The sequence below is a fragment of the Vibrio sp. M250220 genome (assembly GCF_036533795.1).
GTDB lineage: Bacteria > Pseudomonadota > Gammaproteobacteria > Enterobacterales > Vibrionaceae > Vibrio.
This window is the reverse complement of the sequence record NZ_JATABI010000011.1, coordinates 32,865-47,873: the sequence shown is the minus strand read 5'-3', so window position 1 is coordinate 47,873 and position 15,009 is coordinate 32,865. Positions and strand designations below refer to the sequence as shown.

Here is a 15,009-nt window from a genome sequence, read left to right as displayed (position 1 = left end):
AGTGCTCTTATCTCAATATTGTACTTAGCCGCTCGGCTTCTGAAAGACTCTTCAACCCAAGTCCCCCAACCAAAGCACGACCATCAATTTGAATTATTTGTCCATTTTGTCCAGCGGGTGTTGCTGCCAGCATAGGCATACTGGCGAGAATGGCGTCCACCCCCCCTAACTGTTTGTAGCTACGTCCACTGACTAGAATCACATCCGGTTGCATCTCTACAAGGGCTTCCGTTGAAAGAGGTTTGTATGACGTCACACTCTCCGCTGCAGGATTGCGAGCTCCCGCTAACTCTATGATTGCATTTGGCGTGGTATCTCGGCCAGCGACATTGGCGGTGCGCCCTTCATGAATGAGCAAGAACAGGACTTTTTTCGCTGAAACTTGATTGTTTTTGTTGGCTTGCAACGTATGGATCTGTTTAGTGATACTTTGCTTCAAGTTTGAGGCTTGTTGCTGAGCATCGAGTAAAGAAGCAATTTGGTCTACGCGCTGCAGCAGACCCTCAGCGGTTGGTTTTGTGTTAACAATATCCACCGTCACCCCTGCTGCACGAAGTTGGTTTAATGTCGTGTCTGGTCCCATCTCGTCAGAACCGATTAAACGAGTTGCACCGAGTGCAAGCAGACCTTCTGCTGATAGTTGTCGGTGATAACCTATATTTGCTAACGATAAATTGGTTGGAAGTTCACTTGTGACATCAACCGCAACGAGCTTATCTTGTTGTCCCAGCGCCACGACCAGTTCGGTGACTGCACTGCCTGCACTGATGACTTTTTCATCGGCGAAAGAGTGAGCGGCAATGAGAAGCAGGGAAAGAGTGGCGAAGCGCTTAATGAAGGCATTTTTATACATAGTTGACTCGGCTATTTAGAATCTTGCGTGAGTAGTTGAGTTGCTTGAATACCGTTTTGCTGCAAGAAAGCGAGCAATTTGACCAAATGTTGAACATCCGCGGTTTTTTCAGCACCAACCACTATCGGCTGTTTGTTGGTTCGGTGCTCTTCGAGCAAGGCGAGAGTGAAGTTATTCCAGTCGATATACTGTTTACCATCAATGGCCCAATGGGGCGCTTGTTCAAGAATATTGATGGTCAGAGAGGTATTTTCCACCACTGAAACCGCAGGGGAATCGACGCTAGGTAGGTCGACTTCGAGGGAGTCCAGTTTGACGGCTGCTGTGAGCATCAAAAACACCATGACGATAAAAATAATATCGAGTAAGGGCGTTAAGTCTGGTACCAATCCGTTGTGGTTTGCTTGTTGTGAGACTTTAATCATTAGTTGGCCTGAATTTCTAGTTTAGAGACTTTTTCACTCGCGCTGCTCTTGCTGGATGAAGTCTCTCCGAGGCGTAGTCCTTCAAGCCACAGATTTACGTAGTTCAAGGTGTGTTCAAGCTTCGCGATAACACGATCTGCCCATAGCCCAAGCAATTGAGCTCCGGCGATGGCAGGCAGAGCAATAATCAACCCTGCGGCGGTTGTCCGCATTGCGATTCCCAGACCGTCAGCAAGATCATTGGGCGTAATGTTACCTGTAGAGGCGGCAACGCCTTTAAACATCTCTATCAAACCTAGTACGGTACCAAGTAGCCCAATCAGAGGGCTAATCACACCGATTAGAGAGAGCAAACGCAGACCAAATTGAAGTTGATGACGCTTCTCTTGTAGCCACATACCTGCCGCATCTTCACGCAGTGTTTTATCAAACGAGTGGTGTGCGAGTAGCATAGCGACGCCCTTGTAAAGGAGAGGTCTACGCACAACCAGTGCCTTTGATAGTGCTTCTATCTGTTGAGAGTCTGTTGGTGTGATTTGCTCTAGTTCAGCACGAATAGCGTGTTTGCCAACCCCTAAACTGAGGATGACATGGAAAATACGCTCGGCGATGATCATTAGGGTAAGCCCAGAGCAAAGAATTAGCGGCCAAGTCATCAGGCCGAGCTGTTGTTGCAACTGATTTATTTGTTCCATTATTGGTCCAACTTAAAACGAACAGGGATTTGAATGCGGTGTGCAATTCGCTGACCGTCAACAGATTGTGGGGTGAACTGCCACGTTTTGATGGCGTCTAAAGCGGACTGATCAAGTATCGTCGCTCCTGAAGAGGAGATTAGGACTTGCTTAACCTGATTGCCGTTTTTATCAAGCCAGACCTCATACAAAACCACGCCTTCTAAGCGGCGCTTTTTCGCCAATCGCGGATATTTGGGTGCAGCAGGTTTAGTCAAAAATGACGCCTTGGTGACCATTACGGGCTGCGAATTTACGCCGTTGTTAACGTCCTGAGGTAGGGCATCATCGGACGCCTGCTCTGGTTGTGGCTCAGCGAGAGGCTTTTTCTCTTGCTTTGCCACGCGTCGATTCTCTGCTGTCTGAACAGGCTTTTTTTGTGCAGCTTGTTGCTTTGAAACTGGAGTTTTGACGGTATCCACTGGCTTTGGCTTGGCGAAGTGTTTTTCTTGTGTAACTGCGCTTGATTCGACTAACTTAGGTTGCGTTTTGATTTGAGCTTTTTGTTCAACAACAGGTTGAACCGAGCTTGGTGGAGCCGTCATTTTTAGATTGAGAGAGACTGAATTGGAGGGACTGCCCGCAGGCATTGCCATGGCTTTGGGTTCTTGTGTAACAACAACTAACGCAGCATGCACAGCAACAGATAGACCTGCGGCAACAACGTATCGTTTAATGTTCACTTTATCTCCTTATCCAATCTCGCTACTCAGTTACGGCGAGATTATTACCTACAATGCAAACAAGATCAATTATCAATTGCATTCTCATTGTTGACAATTTATGATCCCAATCATCAGTGAAATGAGCAACAGTATGGAAAGAGTATGCCCTCATTAAAACAACAAGTGGTTCAGCTATTGGAGCAAGAGCCGGCTTTGCTGCCTGCGGATTTGGCGGAAAAACTCAACGTATCAGAATTTCAAATTGTTGCTTCTTTGCCTGATGGCATGGTGACTCTTGTCTCTGGGGAACAAGCGCAATGGGTTTTGGAGCAATTGGTTGGTTTTGGCCCTGTGACGACTATCGTTCATTCATTTGGCTCAATTTTTGAAGTCAAAGCCCCCTTTCCTAGAGGGAAAGAGGCCAGAGGTTACTACAATCTCATGGGGAAAGAAGGTGAATTACATGGTCATCTCAAGCTAGAAAATATTAAGGATATTGCTTTGGTAAGTAAGCCTTTTAGAGGACGAGAAAGTCATTATTTTGGATTTTTTTGCTCACAAGGTAATAATATCTTTAAAGTCTATTTGGGACGTGATGACAAACATCAATTGTTTGCTTCTCAAGTCGAGACATTCAAACGCTGGCAGCACGAGTTGAGCCAATAACAAATACAGAAAAAGAGAACAGATTGAGGAGCCTCAAATGGACCAACAAGTAAAACAAGAGCGTTTGCAAGGTCGTCTAGAACCGGAAATTAAAGAGTTTCGTCAAGCGCGACGTACATTGCAACTCGCCACTGTCGACGAAAATGGGCGTCCGAATGTGAGTTACGCCCCTTATGTGCAGAATCAGGATGGTTACTTTGTCTTAATCTCTGAAATTGCTCGCCACGCACGTAATTTGCAGGTCAATCCAAGTGTGTCGATTATGATGATTGAAGACGAGGGTGACTCGAAACAGCTGTTTGCTCGAAAACGCTTAACGTTTGATGCGGTAGCGTCAGTGGTTGAACGCGATAGCAAGCAATGGAATCTTGTGATTGCACAAATGAAAGAGAGATTTGGTGAGATTATTGATGGCCTTAGCCAATTACAGGATTTTGTTTTGTTCAACCTAAAAGCGGAGCAAGGTCTGTTTGTAAAAGGCTTCGGTCAGGCTTATCAGGTGTCGGGTGATGATCTTGTTGACTTTGTTCATTTAGAAGAAGGTCATAAAAAGGTTTCCAACCAGTAGTGATTCAGATAGCTTAGATTCCAATTAAGGAGCCATAGTGGCTCCTTTCTGCTTTAGGAGAGGAATTACGATGCGCCCCGTCAGCAAAGATCACGGAGAAATCTGCTACCCATTCATCTATGAAGATAGCCCAGTGTGTGACTTTGAGATCGCCAGTGACGAGCTGTGTAGCAGGATTGGTTTAGTGCTGACTTATGATTTGGATGACGTTAGCCGTGATATATTGCTGCGGCTTCAACCGAATGTATATCACCTCATTGGTTCTGTTCGCGCGTTGGTGGCAATTGAACACTCAGGCAGAAAGTCGCCGGATCCGATCTTGTTCCGCTACGCCAACCTACTCGCCAATATCATGTATGCGCTAGCCTCATACACAAACCGTGTCCATCAGGTTAATGAAGTGGAGTTTGTCAGTCACAGTTACTAACTGAGTAATGCCCCCTAATGTAGAGGGCGTGACACCGAGGCGATACGAACGATCAGAGTGGCTATAGCATATCTCGGATTCTGAAATAGGACATCGCCAGAACGAGAGCAGGGGTGCGGAACAAGCGACCACCTGGGAATGGGTGATGAGGAATTCGGTCAAATATGGCAAAACGTTCGGCTGTAGTGGCGATGCACTCTGCCATTAGGGTTCCCGCCATACCAGTGGCTGCGATGCCGTGACCTGAAAAACCTTGCGCAAAGTAGACATTTGGCTTTAAGCGACCAAAATGCGGTGCTCGGTTGAGGGTAATGGCGACATTACCTCCCCAAGCAAAGTCAATCTTGGCGTCTTTCAGCTGCGGATAGATATCAATCATTCTCGACTGCATTGCTTTTCTAAGGTTAAAAGGTGCAACGCCTGAATAACTGACTCTACCACCAAATAACATGCGGTGATCTCCTGAACAGCGGAAGTAATCGAGTACAAAGTTAATATCACACGCTGAAATATGATTTTTCATCAGATCATTGGTGACCGTTTCACCAAGCGGTTCTGTCGCGCAAATATAGGTGCCAACGGGCATGACACGATTTTCTAACTTGCTCTCCAACCCATCCATATAAGCATTACAGGCTAAAACAACGTGGTTGGCTTCAACGCTGCCCTGTGCCGTAAACAGTTTGGCAGGATCGCCATGCTCAATCTTCTTACATTCACTCTGTTCGTAAAATTCAACCCCCGCATCTTGTGCGGCTTTAACCAAACCAAGCGTATAATTTAATGGATGGAGGTGGCCGCTGTTAGAGTCAAATAAACCCGAAGTATAACGATCGCTTGCGATGTGTTCGCGTGTCTGTTTTTGATCCCAAAGTTGCAGTGATTGGTAGCCATAATTCTCGGTGAGATCATCGTGCCACGCTTTGAGCTCGCGATCGTGACGTGATTTGACGCCTAGATGGACCATACCATCACGCCAATCACACTCAATGTTGTATTTTTTCATGTTGCCTTTGGTGAGTGCCAAAGCGTCAACGGACATATCCCATAGTTTACGTGCGTCTGATTTACCGACCAGTTTTTCGAGAGTACTTTGCTCTGAAGCCCAACCGAAAATCGCTTGACCGCCACTACGACCTGATGCGCCCCAACCGACCCGTTTGCCCTCAAGCACAATGACTTTAAAACCACGATTGGCAAGTTCAAGTGCCGCTGTTGCACCAGTAATACCTGAACCCACCACACAAACATCCGCCTTGTGTGCGCCATTTAACGTAGGAAAATCAAAGTGTTGATTTGCTGACGCTGCGTAGTAAGAGTCGGTGTGCTTTGCTTTCATAGCTTTGTCCTTAAAACTAAAGTTGAACTTACTTGTACCATTGGTACTCGAGTGGTGATACCTGAGCGGAAAAATGCTCCTGCTCATGTTGCTTGTTTGCCAAATAGATTTTGCAGAACTGTTCTCCAAGTTGCTCTTTCAAGAACAGACTCTGGTCGAATAGTTCGAGTGCAGCTTGCCAAGAGGTCGGAACCGTTGGTGCGTCGACAAGTGTGGCATCACCTTCAATAGGTGCTGGTGGAAGTTGCTGCTTCTCAATGCCATCTAACATAGAAGCGAGAATGACAGCGGTCGTTAAGTATGGGTTAACATCAGCACCTGCAAGTCGATGTTCAATTCGACGATTACTATTTTCACCGGCGGGAACACGAACTGCGACGGTACGATTATCCCATCCCCAAGTCATTTGGAGTGGGACAAACATATTCGGTTGCAAGCGTCGATAAGAGTTAGCGTTTGGAGCCAAGACCGCCATGCTTTCATCCATATGGTCGAGAATGCCTGCAATGGCGTGAAGTAGGGTATTCTGATCGTCAGCGAAGATATTTTCTCCGTCGCGATCGAGCAGACTAACGTGGACGTGGCAGCCGTTACCTGCGTGCTCTGTGTAGGGTTTAGCCATGAAGTTGGCATAGAATCCGTGTTTTTTTGCAACGGCGCGTATGACTCTTTTCAACAGCATTGCTTGGTCACAGGCTAAAAGCACATCCTCGCAGTGGCGCAAGTTAACTTCGAACTGGCCTGGAGCATATTCGGCGGTGATATTGTCTGTTGGAATATTTTGTATTTCACATGTCGCTAAGACTTCGTCAAGAAATGCCTTAAATTCATCAAGCTCATCAAGTGAATAGACTTGAGTTTGCGTCATTCGCTCACCACTGAGTGGCATGATAGGTGGCTGTGGTTGTCCGTCTGCATCGGGTTTAACGTCTTGCAGATAGAACTCAAGTTCTATCGCGATGCACGGGGTTAAGCCACGTTGAGTGAATTTGTCTAATTGCCCCTGAAGGACGTGACGAGGATCGGCGAAAAAGGGCTGCTGGCTGTCGGGCTCATACATGGTAACAATGGCTTGAGCACTGTTCTCAAGCCAAGGCGTCAGTTGCAATGAACTGTCAACCAGCATGCAGAGTCTGTCTCCATCACCTTGCTCAAATCCTAGCCCTGTTTCTTCGACGGTTTCGCCACATATATCGAGGGCGAAAACAGAAGCGGGTAAGCATATGCCTTGCTCGGCAATTTTATCCAGTTGTGAGGCATTCACTCTTTTGCCGCGGATGACACCGTTAATATCAAACAGCATTAAATCGACGGTGGTGACGTTGGAGTTTTCGCGGATGAATTGCACGATGGCGTCAGCATTGCTGGAAACTGAGCAGGCATCGTGAGTGGTCGCAATGGCTTGTTTGACTAGCTCGTTCATTGTTAATTCGCTTCCTTTCAGTTGATTACCGCTTATGGGAATAGGCAAGTGCGTCCTTACTTTCCTTAGCGTGTTCGGTAACACGTTAGCCATATTTCGTCGATAACATTCCTACTTAATAGTGATGAAAAAACATCCAACGCACGGTATTACCCTTACACAACGTTTAGTAAAACACAACACTGTTGTTAATTATTTGTAAAATATAAGTATCAAATTATCAAAATAATTAACATTCGTGGTTGACATTTGACCAGTTCAAGGTCAATTCTATTCCCAGTCGCGGACAAAATTGTCGTCAAACAATAGGTGAATAAATCATGGAAAAGATAACGAAATGGATTGAGAGTAATAGGATTACTGAGGTGGAATGCCTCATACCTGATATTACTGGTAATGCGCGAGGTAAGATCATGCCCGCCAAAAAGTTTCTTCGAGAGGGAGGAATGCGCCTTCCCGAAGCGGTTTTTTTCCAAACGGTAACCGGTGACTGGCCTGATGATGAAAGCATGATTGACCTGACTGAGAAAGACATGCTGCTAGAACCGGATCCGGATACGATTCGTTTTGTTCCTTGGACTAAAGAACCCACAGCTCAAGTCATCCACGACTGTTACACCGTGGGTGGTGATCCAGTAGATATCTCGCCTCGTGCCGTTCTAAGACGCGTTTTAGATCTCTACAAGAAAGAGGGATGGAATCCTATTGTTGCACCAGAGTTGGAGTTCTTCCTCGTTAAGAAAAACCTCGACTGGGACTACCCACTTGAACCGCCAATTGGTCGTAACGGTCGTCCAGAAACCGCGCGTCAGTCGTTCAGTATTGATGCGGTAAACGAGTTCGATCCAATTTTTGAAGATATGTACGACTATTGTGAAGTACAGGAGTTGGATGTTGACACCCTGGTGCACGAATCTGGTGCCGCGCAAATGGAACTCAACTTTGACCACGGTGAGCCACTGGATAGAGCTGACCAAGTGTTCTTGTTTAAGCGTACGGTACGTGAAGCGGCATTAAAACATGATGTGTATGCGACCTTTATGGCAAAACCAATGGAAAATGAGCCAGGTAGTGCGATGCATATTCACCAGAGTCTAGTGGATGACAACGGTCAGAACCTGTTTGCGAATGATGATGGCTCTAACAGTGAACTCTTCATGAACTATATCGCTGGTATGCAGAAATACACGCCTGCCGCAATTTCGTTTTTTGCGCCGAATGTGAACTCCTACCGCCGTTTGGTATTTGGTGAATCTGCGCCTACCAACGTAGCTTGGGGGGTGGACAACCGCACCGTTGGATTGCGAGTACCTATTTCAGATAGAAATTCTCGTCGAATCGAGAACCGCTATGCGGGAGCTGATGCTAATCCATATTTGGCGATGGCACTCACCCTCGCTTGTGGTTATTTGGGCATGAAAGAGAAGCTCACACCAACGCCAGAATGTACAGGTGATATGACAACTCAACCCTATTCTCTGCCACATACGCTGGAAGATTCACTGGTGTTATTGGAGCAGAGTGATGAGCTTCGTGAAATTTTAGGCGATCGTTTTGTAGCGGCTTATGTCGCCATTAAGCGCAAAGAATACAAAACGTTTTTCCAAGTGATCAGTTCATGGGAGCGTGAGTTCCTATTATTGAACGTGTAAATCATGACTCGAGTCACTTGGCATTATTGGCCAGGTGACTTGAGACAAGGTGAGCTAGTTTGTGGTCAGTTTACCGAGTTTATTTCGATATCTGAAAAAGATGAGAGTTAACTATGTCTACATGGATTGAGCAAGACAGTGCACATTGTTTGCACCCTTTTACTAACTTTAAGTCATTAAATGCAAAAGGTTCTCGCGTCATTACTAAAGCTGAGGGCGTTTACATTTACGATGAGGACGGTAACAAAATTCTTGATGGTATGGCTGGGCTTTGGTGTGTAAACCTTGGCTACAGCAGTCAACCACTCATTGATGCTGCAACGGCGCAGCTCAAGGAGCTACCTTATTACAATCTGTTCTTCCAAACTACTCATCCACCGGCGGTAGAATTATCAACATTACTGGCAGAAATCACGCCAGAAGGAATGAACCACGTTTTCTTCACTGGTTCTGGCTCTGAGTGTAATGACACCGTACTGCGCATGGTAAGGCACTACTGGGCAAGCAAAGGCAAAGCCAGCAAACAAACTGTGATCAGCCGAAACAATGCTTACCATGGAAGCACCATGGCAGGTGCGAGTTTGGGTGGTATGAAGTTTATGCATGCGCAAGGTGGTTTGCCACTACCCAATATCGTTCATATCGATCAGCCTTATCACTTTGGTGAAGGTCAGGGGCAAGATGCCAACGAGTTTGGTCTAGAGCGTGCTCGCCAATTGGAAGCCAAAATTCTTGAGTTAGGTGAAGATAATGTTGCTGCCTTTATTGCCGAACCGATTCAGGGGGCGGGCGGCGTGATTATCCCGCCAGATAGCTATTGGCCAGAAATTCAACGTATTTGTGACAAATACGAAATCCTATTGATCGTCGATGAAGTCATTTGTGGCTTTGGACGCACAGGTGAATGGTTTGCCAGCCAGACCTTCAATATCAAACCTGATTTGATGTGTATGGCTAAAGGTATTACTTCAGGCTATCTGCCTCTAGGTGGTGTGATGGTCCGTGACCACGTCGCTAAAGTTCTCACCGATGCTGATACGGAATTTGCTCATGGCTTTACTTATTCCGGGCACCCAGCAGCGTGTGCGGTAGCGATTGCCAACATCAAAGAGATGCAACGCCTTAATGTCGTCAACCAGGTTCGAGAAGAGACCGCCCCATACTTTGCTCAGCGTTGGAGCGAGCTTGCACAGCATCCATTGGTGGCAGAAGCCCGTTGCAAGGGTCTGGTTGGTGCTATCGAATTGGTAGCGGATAAAGAGACCAATCAGCGTTTTGATAAAGAGCTAGAAGTCGGTACTCGCTGTCGTGAGCACTGCTTTAATTCAGGCGTCGTTTTACGAGCGGTGGGAGACACAATGATCTGTTCGCCACCACTTATCATTAGCAAGGATGAAATCGATCAACTGGTCACTAAAGCGAAACAAGCTTTAGATAACACATTGGCGGACGTCAAGTCTTAGTCGGTCACGTACACGAGCAACAAGCAAGAGGAACGGAGATCCAAATGGTTAAACTAAAATCATATATCGGCATGGCGCTGGGAGCAGCAATGGTTACTGCACCGGCATTAGTGCACGCTGGCGAAGAGAAAGTTCTTAACGTTTATAACTGGTCAGATTATATCGCGGAAGACACGATTACCAAGTTTGAACAAGAGACAGGTATTAAGGTGGTTTACGACGTTTTCGACTCTAACGAAGTGTTGGAAGCGAAAATTCTCTCAGGCAACACAGGATTTGATCTTGTCGTGCCGAGTAATGACTTCCTTGGACGTCAAGCTAAAGCGGGTGCATTTCAGAAGCTGGATAAAAGCAAGCTGAGTAACTACAAAAATCTAGATCCTAAGTTGATGTCGATTCTGGCTGATACGGTTGATCCGAACAATGAGTACGCGATTCCTTACCTATGGGGTACCACAGGTATCGGTTACAACGTAGAAAAAGTACAAGCAGCACTTGGTGAGAACGCCCCTGTCGACAGTTGGGAGTTGGTGTTTAAGCCTGAAAATATGGAGAAGCTAGCTCAGTGTGGTGTGGGCTTCTTGAATGCGCCAACCGAAATTATGGCGGCGGCACTTAACTATTTAGGTAAAGATCCAAACAGTACTAATGCGGATGACTACAAGAATGATGCACTCGCATTGTTGAAAGACATTCGTCCTTACGTCACATATTTCCACTCATCTCAATACATCAATGACTTAGCAAATGGCGATATCTGTGTCGCTATCGGTTGGTCTGGCGATGTTCTTCAAGCGGCAGATCGTGCGGCAGAAGCGGACAATGGAGTCGAAATTTCTTACTCAATTCCAAAAGAAGGTGCGCTTGCTTGGTTCGATTTGATGGCGATTCCTAAAGAGGCGAAACATCCAGAAAATGCGCATTTGTTCATCAACTTCCTGCTGCGTCCTGAAGTTATCGCAGAAATTAGTAACTACGTTTGGTATGCGAATCCAAATGTCCCGTCTCGTGAGTTTATCGATCAGGAGATACTAGACGATCCGGGTATCTACCCTACGCCAGAGGCACAAGAGAAGTTGTACAGCTCGAAAATGCTGCCGCATAAGGTTTCACGAACTATTACACGTGCGTGGACTGACTTTATTAAAAACTAAGTTGTAAGGCGGGCACTTTCGGGTGCTCGCCGCTGTAGGGAGAAAGATATGAGTGTGATGTCTATTGAAACCGAGCTAGTGCATAGCCATACAAAATCTAAACCGCCTAAACCCTTGTTAGAAATACGCGGTTTGACTAAGAACTTTGATGGCCATGTTGCGGTAGATAATGTCGACCTGACCATCAACCAAGGTGAGTTGTTTGCCTTATTAGGTGCCTCGGGTTGCGGCAAATCAACACTACTTAGAATGCTAGCGGGTTTTGAACAGCCTACGGAAGGGCAAATTATACTCGATGGTGAAGACTTAGCGAATGTCCCGCCGTACCGTCGTCCAGTCAACATGATGTTTCAATCATACGCTCTATTTCCTCATATGACGGTAGCCAAAAATATAGCTTACGGGCTAAAGCAAGATGGCATGCCAAGCAAAGAGATCGACGCGACAGTAAAACACATGCTTGAGTTGGTGAGGATGACAGACTATGCCAATCGTAAGCCACATCAGCTATCTGGTGGACAGAAACAAAGGGTGGCCTTGGCGAGAAGCCTAGCGAAGAAACCTAAGTTACTACTTCTTGATGAACCAATGGGTGCGTTGGACAAAAACCTCAGAGAAAAAATGCAGCTTGAGGTTGTGGATATTCTTGAGAGCGTCGGCGTGACATGTGTCATGGTGACACATGACCAAGAAGAAGCCATGACGATGGCGAGTCGCATTGCCATCATGAACAAAGGTCAGTTTGCTCAAATCGGTTCTCCCGAAGTCATTTATGAACACCCTAACTCAAGATACACCGCTAGATTCATTGGTTCAGTTAACGTATTTGAAGGTGTTCTCGCGACCAACAACAAAGACAGCGCAACGATTGCTACACCGGATCTCCCTTCTCCAATCCGAATTGCACACGGTGTATCTGGCGCTCCAGGGATTCCTGTTTATATCGCAATACGCCCCGAGAAGATGATGCTGTGCGACAAACCATCCAACGCAGAGAACTCCTGCTCTGGTGTTGTTGAAGATATCGCTTATATGGGCAATCAGTCGATTTACCATGTGCGTTTAGAAAGCGGTAAATTGGTGACCGCCACTTTGCAAAACACTAGCCGTCATCGCAAAGAAATGCCGACTTGGGAGCAAAGGGTCAACCTATGCTGGGAATTAGAAAGTAGCGTGGTACTTAAGATATGAAAACTCATGCCAAATTGAACTTCTGGCGTGTGGTTCCGACGCCAAAGTGTCTATTGCTGTCGATTCCCTATGGGTGGTTGTTACTGTTTTTCCTGCTACCTTTTCTTATTGTGTTCAAAATCAGTTTCGCCGAAGCACAAATTGCTATCCCGCCATACAGTGAGCTGTGGAGTTATGCAGAACAGAAAATGCAGTTGCTGCTCAATATTGGTAACTACCAGTATCTTGTTGAAGACGATCTCTATATCTCGTCATATCTACAATCGATCCGCATCGCACTAGTGTCGACGGCTTTATGTTTGTTGATTGGTTTCCCGATCGCTTGGGCGATTGTTCACTCAACACCAGCGACTCGAAACATCTTACTGATGCTAATCATTCTACCGTCATGGACCAGTTTCTTGATTCGAGTTTATGCGTGGATAGGCATCCTCAAAAATAATGGATTGCTTAACAATGTGCTGCTGTCGTTAGGAGCCATTGATGAGCCATTAAAAATACTTCATACCGATGCTGCAGTTTACATAGGGATTGTTTACACCTACCTACCTTTCATGGTTTTGCCTATCTATACCGCTTTAATGCGCGTCGACTATTCGTTGATCGAAGCGTCTAGTGATTTAGGAGCGAAGCCATACACGACCCTATTTAGCATTCTTGTCCCACTCACTCGTGCGGGGATCATTGCTGGCTCGATGTTAGTGTTTATTCCTGCTGTGGGTGAGTTCGTTATCCCTGAGCTCCTTGGTGGGCCTGATTCGATATTGATTGGTAAAGTTTTGTGGCAAGAGTTTTTCAATAATCGAGATTGGCCCGTGGCGTCAGCAGTGGCCATTGTCATGTTGTTACTGTTAATGATTCCGATACTGTGGTTCCACCGTTATCAGAAACGTGAGTTGGAGGCAAACTAATGGATGCGATTCCTGTATATAAAACCAAATGGAAGTGGGCGATACTCGCGGCAGGTCTTACGTTTCTATACCTACCGATTCTAATCCTCATTATTTATTCGTTTAACGAAAACAGATTGGTAACGGTTTGGTCAGGTTTCTCAATCAAATGGTACTTTGAGCTTCTCGAAGATGACCTATTGATGGGAGGGGTCAAACTTAGCCTGATGATCGGTTTCTTGTCAGCCAGCGCAGCTGTTGTGCTTGGTACTATCGCTGCTTTTGTCTTAAACCGGTTTGGTAAGTTCAGAGGTGAAACCGGTTTTGCCTTCATGATCACCGCTCCACTGGTTATGCCAGAGGTGATTACCGGCTTATCCTTGCTATTGCTCTTTATAGCGCTAGGGCAAGTGTTCGACATCTTCTCACAGCGAGGCATGTTGACGATATGGATAGCGCATGTGACTTTTTGTACGGCTTATGTCACCGTTGTAGTCAGCTCTCGTCTACAAGAAGTGGATCGCTCGATTGAGGAGGCGGCGATGGATCTTGGGGCGCCGCCTTGGAAAGTCTTCTTCCAAATCACCTTACCCACTATCGCACCAGCAATTCTCGCTGGATGGTTACTGGCATTCACATTGTCATTGGATGATTTAGTTATTGCGAGTTTTGTTTCAGGGCCAAGTGCTACAACCTTACCTATGGTGGTGTTCTCCAGCGTTCGTTTAGGGGTCAGCCCGAAAATCAATGCTCTAGCGACCCTCATCATATTGGCGGTAGCGTGTGCAACCTTTGTCGCTTGGTGGGTGATGGCGAAAGCAGAAAAACGTCGGCAACTTGAGATGAAACTTGCTGCTCAATAGTGCTGTTCAAGGTGGTGTGGTATAGCTTGCTATGACATCACCTTTCTTTATAATTGTTGGCTTAATTTTGCGCGTTGATAGTCAATTTGTGTCATTAGTGTTGCAATTACTTTTTCAGAGGATAGGCCATGGATGTTGGGAAACAACTAAAAACAATAAGAACGATGCGCGGGCTTTCTCAAAGAGAGTTAGCGAAGCGCAGCGGTGTCACCAACTCAATGATCTCCCAGATTGAGCAGAATCTCGTTAACCCATCTGTGGGGTCACTAAAGAAAATTCTCGATGCTATTCCAATCTCAATGGGAGAGTTTTTCACCATAGAAATCGAGGCAAAAGATGAAATCTTTTTTACACTCGGGCAAATGGCGGACCTTGGTGACGGCACAATTAAGATGTTACTGGTTGGGGCCAAGCGTGAGGGGCGAAAACTGGCGATTTTGCGCGAGTTTTATCCACCGGGTACGGATACTGGACCGGACTTCTTGCAGCATGACGGTGAAGAGGGCGGGATAATCATTAGTGGTGAAATTGAAATAACTGTCGGAAGTAAGACGCAACTGCTTAAAGCAGGCGACTCTTACTACTTTGAAACCAAGAAGCCTCATCGTTTTAGAAACCGAGGCAAAGTTGAATGTGAACTGATTAGTGCGGCTACGCCACCCACTTTCTAAAGCCATTTCTATATTTCTACTCAAC

Annotated in this window: 16 protein-coding genes; 10 read left to right on the top strand and 6 right to left on the bottom strand. The window is 46.1% G+C overall.

The window, feature by feature from the left end; all coding sequences use genetic code 11:
* Nucleotides 1-7: 7 nt before the first annotated feature.
* Genes QTN94_RS06340 through QTN94_RS06325 form a run of 4 tightly spaced genes read right to left on the bottom strand, consistent with a single transcriptional unit; the run spans nucleotide 8 to nucleotide 2,695 of the window.
* Nucleotides 8-853, bottom strand: coding sequence for a heme/hemin ABC transporter substrate-binding protein (locus tag QTN94_RS06340; protein WP_331427211.1), 846 nt, complete (start codon nucleotides 851-853; stop codon nucleotides 8-10).
* 11 nt (nucleotides 854-864) lie between these two features.
* Nucleotides 865-1,278 (bottom strand): ExbD/TolR family protein, encoded by a 414-nt coding sequence (locus QTN94_RS06335; RefSeq protein WP_331417407.1) that lies wholly within the window; start codon nucleotides 1,276-1,278, stop codon nucleotides 865-867.
* Nucleotides 1,278-1,973, bottom strand: coding sequence for a MotA/TolQ/ExbB proton channel family protein (locus tag QTN94_RS06330; protein ID WP_331417408.1), 696 nt, complete (start codon nucleotides 1,971-1,973; stop codon nucleotides 1,278-1,280). The genes QTN94_RS06335 and QTN94_RS06330 overlap by 1 nt, the downstream gene beginning before the upstream one ends.
* On the bottom strand, nucleotides 1,973-2,695 hold the full coding sequence (locus QTN94_RS06325) for an energy transducer TonB (protein ID WP_331417409.1): 723 nt from the start codon (nucleotides 2,693-2,695) through the stop codon (nucleotides 1,973-1,975). The genes QTN94_RS06330 and QTN94_RS06325 overlap by 1 nt, the downstream gene beginning before the upstream one ends.
* Before the next feature lie 144 nt (nucleotides 2,696-2,839).
* Here QTN94_RS06325 and hutX point away from each other — a divergent pair, with 144 nt between their 5' ends.
* From hutX to QTN94_RS06310, 3 genes are all read left to right on the top strand, one after another.
* A complete protein-coding gene (gene hutX, locus QTN94_RS06320; protein WP_138970563.1) occupies nucleotides 2,840-3,343 on the top strand; it encodes a heme utilization cystosolic carrier protein HutX in 504 nt (167 codons plus the stop codon).
* A 37-nt stretch (nucleotides 3,344-3,380) separates the two neighbouring features.
* Nucleotides 3,381-3,911, top strand: a complete 531-nt coding sequence (gene hutZ / locus QTN94_RS06315; RefSeq protein WP_331417411.1) for a heme utilization protein HutZ — start codon at nucleotides 3,381-3,383, stop codon at nucleotides 3,909-3,911.
* A gap of 70 nt (nucleotides 3,912-3,981) precedes the next feature.
* Nucleotides 3,982-4,338, top strand: a complete 357-nt coding sequence (locus QTN94_RS06310) for a hypothetical protein (RefSeq protein WP_138970561.1) — start codon at nucleotides 3,982-3,984, stop codon at nucleotides 4,336-4,338.
* 61 nt (nucleotides 4,339-4,399) lie between these two features.
* Here QTN94_RS06310 and QTN94_RS06305 read toward each other — a convergent pair whose 3' ends face one another.
* Both QTN94_RS06305 and QTN94_RS06300 read right to left on the bottom strand, forming a co-directional pair.
* On the bottom strand, nucleotides 4,400-5,677 hold the full coding sequence (locus QTN94_RS06305; RefSeq protein WP_331427210.1) for an NAD(P)/FAD-dependent oxidoreductase: 1,278 nt from the start codon (nucleotides 5,675-5,677) through the stop codon (nucleotides 4,400-4,402).
* Nucleotides 5,678-5,705: 28 nt separating this feature from the next.
* A complete protein-coding gene (locus QTN94_RS06300; protein WP_331417414.1) occupies nucleotides 5,706-7,100 on the bottom strand; it encodes a glutamine synthetase family protein in 1,395 nt (464 codons plus the stop codon).
* Between the two features lie 320 nt (nucleotides 7,101-7,420).
* On the opposite strand from QTN94_RS06300, the gene QTN94_RS06295 reads away from it, so the two are divergent.
* From QTN94_RS06295 to QTN94_RS06265, 7 genes are all read left to right on the top strand, one after another.
* Nucleotides 7,421-8,752 (top strand): glutamine synthetase family protein, encoded by a 1,332-nt coding sequence (locus tag QTN94_RS06295; protein WP_331417415.1) that lies wholly within the window; start codon nucleotides 7,421-7,423, stop codon nucleotides 8,750-8,752.
* A 113-nt stretch (nucleotides 8,753-8,865) separates the two neighbouring features.
* Nucleotides 8,866-10,215: an aspartate aminotransferase family protein gene (locus tag QTN94_RS06290; RefSeq protein ID WP_331427209.1), complete on the top strand. Its 1,350-nt coding sequence runs from the start codon at nucleotides 8,866-8,868 to the stop codon at nucleotides 10,213-10,215.
* A gap of 44 nt (nucleotides 10,216-10,259) precedes the next feature.
* On the top strand, nucleotides 10,260-11,369 hold the full coding sequence (locus QTN94_RS06285; RefSeq protein WP_331417417.1) for an extracellular solute-binding protein: 1,110 nt from the start codon (nucleotides 10,260-10,262) through the stop codon (nucleotides 11,367-11,369).
* A gap of 48 nt (nucleotides 11,370-11,417) precedes the next feature.
* Complete coding sequence (gene potG, locus QTN94_RS06280; protein WP_331427208.1) at nucleotides 11,418-12,560, top strand: putrescine ABC transporter ATP-binding subunit PotG; 1,143 nt, start codon at nucleotides 11,418-11,420, stop codon at nucleotides 12,558-12,560.
* Nucleotides 12,557-13,471 (top strand): putrescine ABC transporter permease PotH, encoded by a 915-nt coding sequence (potH, locus tag QTN94_RS06275; protein WP_331417418.1) that lies wholly within the window; start codon nucleotides 12,557-12,559, stop codon nucleotides 13,469-13,471. The genes potG and potH overlap by 4 nt, the downstream gene beginning before the upstream one ends.
* Nucleotides 13,471-14,313, top strand: coding sequence for an ABC transporter permease subunit (locus QTN94_RS06270; RefSeq protein WP_138970553.1), 843 nt, complete (start codon nucleotides 13,471-13,473; stop codon nucleotides 14,311-14,313). Before potH ends, QTN94_RS06270 begins: the two co-directional genes overlap by 1 nt.
* Before the next feature lie 128 nt (nucleotides 14,314-14,441).
* Complete coding sequence (locus QTN94_RS06265; RefSeq protein ID WP_269375074.1) at nucleotides 14,442-14,984, top strand: cupin domain-containing protein; 543 nt, start codon at nucleotides 14,442-14,444, stop codon at nucleotides 14,982-14,984.
* Nucleotides 14,985-15,009 lie beyond the last annotated feature (25 nt).

Coding starts and splice junctions, on each gene's coding strand:
- QTN94_RS06265 (WP_269375074.1), top strand. CDS start 14,442: ATGGATGTTGGGAAACAACTAAAAACAATAAGAACGATGCGCGGGCTT.
- potG (WP_331427208.1), top strand. CDS start 11,418: ATGAGTGTGATGTCTATTGAAACCGAGCTAGTGCATAGCCATACAAAA.
- QTN94_RS06300 (WP_331417414.1), bottom strand. CDS start 7,100: ATGAACGAGCTAGTCAAACAAGCCATTGCGACCACTCACGATGCCTGC.
- hutZ (WP_331417411.1), top strand. CDS start 3,381: ATGGACCAACAAGTAAAACAAGAGCGTTTGCAAGGTCGTCTAGAACCG.
- QTN94_RS06330 (WP_331417408.1), bottom strand. CDS start 1,973: ATGGAACAAATAAATCAGTTGCAACAACAGCTCGGCCTGATGACTTGG.
- QTN94_RS06285 (WP_331417417.1), top strand. CDS start 10,260: ATGGTTAAACTAAAATCATATATCGGCATGGCGCTGGGAGCAGCAATG.
- QTN94_RS06340 (WP_331427211.1), bottom strand. CDS start 853: ATGTATAAAAATGCCTTCATTAAGCGCTTCGCCACTCTTTCCCTGCTT.
- QTN94_RS06295 (WP_331417415.1), top strand. CDS start 7,421: ATGGAAAAGATAACGAAATGGATTGAGAGTAATAGGATTACTGAGGTG.
- QTN94_RS06310 (WP_138970561.1), top strand. CDS start 3,982: ATGCGCCCCGTCAGCAAAGATCACGGAGAAATCTGCTACCCATTCATC.
- potH (WP_331417418.1), top strand. CDS start 12,557: ATGAAAACTCATGCCAAATTGAACTTCTGGCGTGTGGTTCCGACGCCA.
- QTN94_RS06290 (WP_331427209.1), top strand. CDS start 8,866: ATGTCTACATGGATTGAGCAAGACAGTGCACATTGTTTGCACCCTTTT.
- hutX (WP_138970563.1), top strand. CDS start 2,840: ATGCCCTCATTAAAACAACAAGTGGTTCAGCTATTGGAGCAAGAGCCG.
- QTN94_RS06305 (WP_331427210.1), bottom strand. CDS start 5,677: ATGAAAGCAAAGCACACCGACTCTTACTACGCAGCGTCAGCAAATCAA.
- QTN94_RS06270 (WP_138970553.1), top strand. CDS start 13,471: ATGGATGCGATTCCTGTATATAAAACCAAATGGAAGTGGGCGATACTC.
- QTN94_RS06335 (WP_331417407.1), bottom strand. CDS start 1,278: ATGATTAAAGTCTCACAACAAGCAAACCACAACGGATTGGTACCAGAC.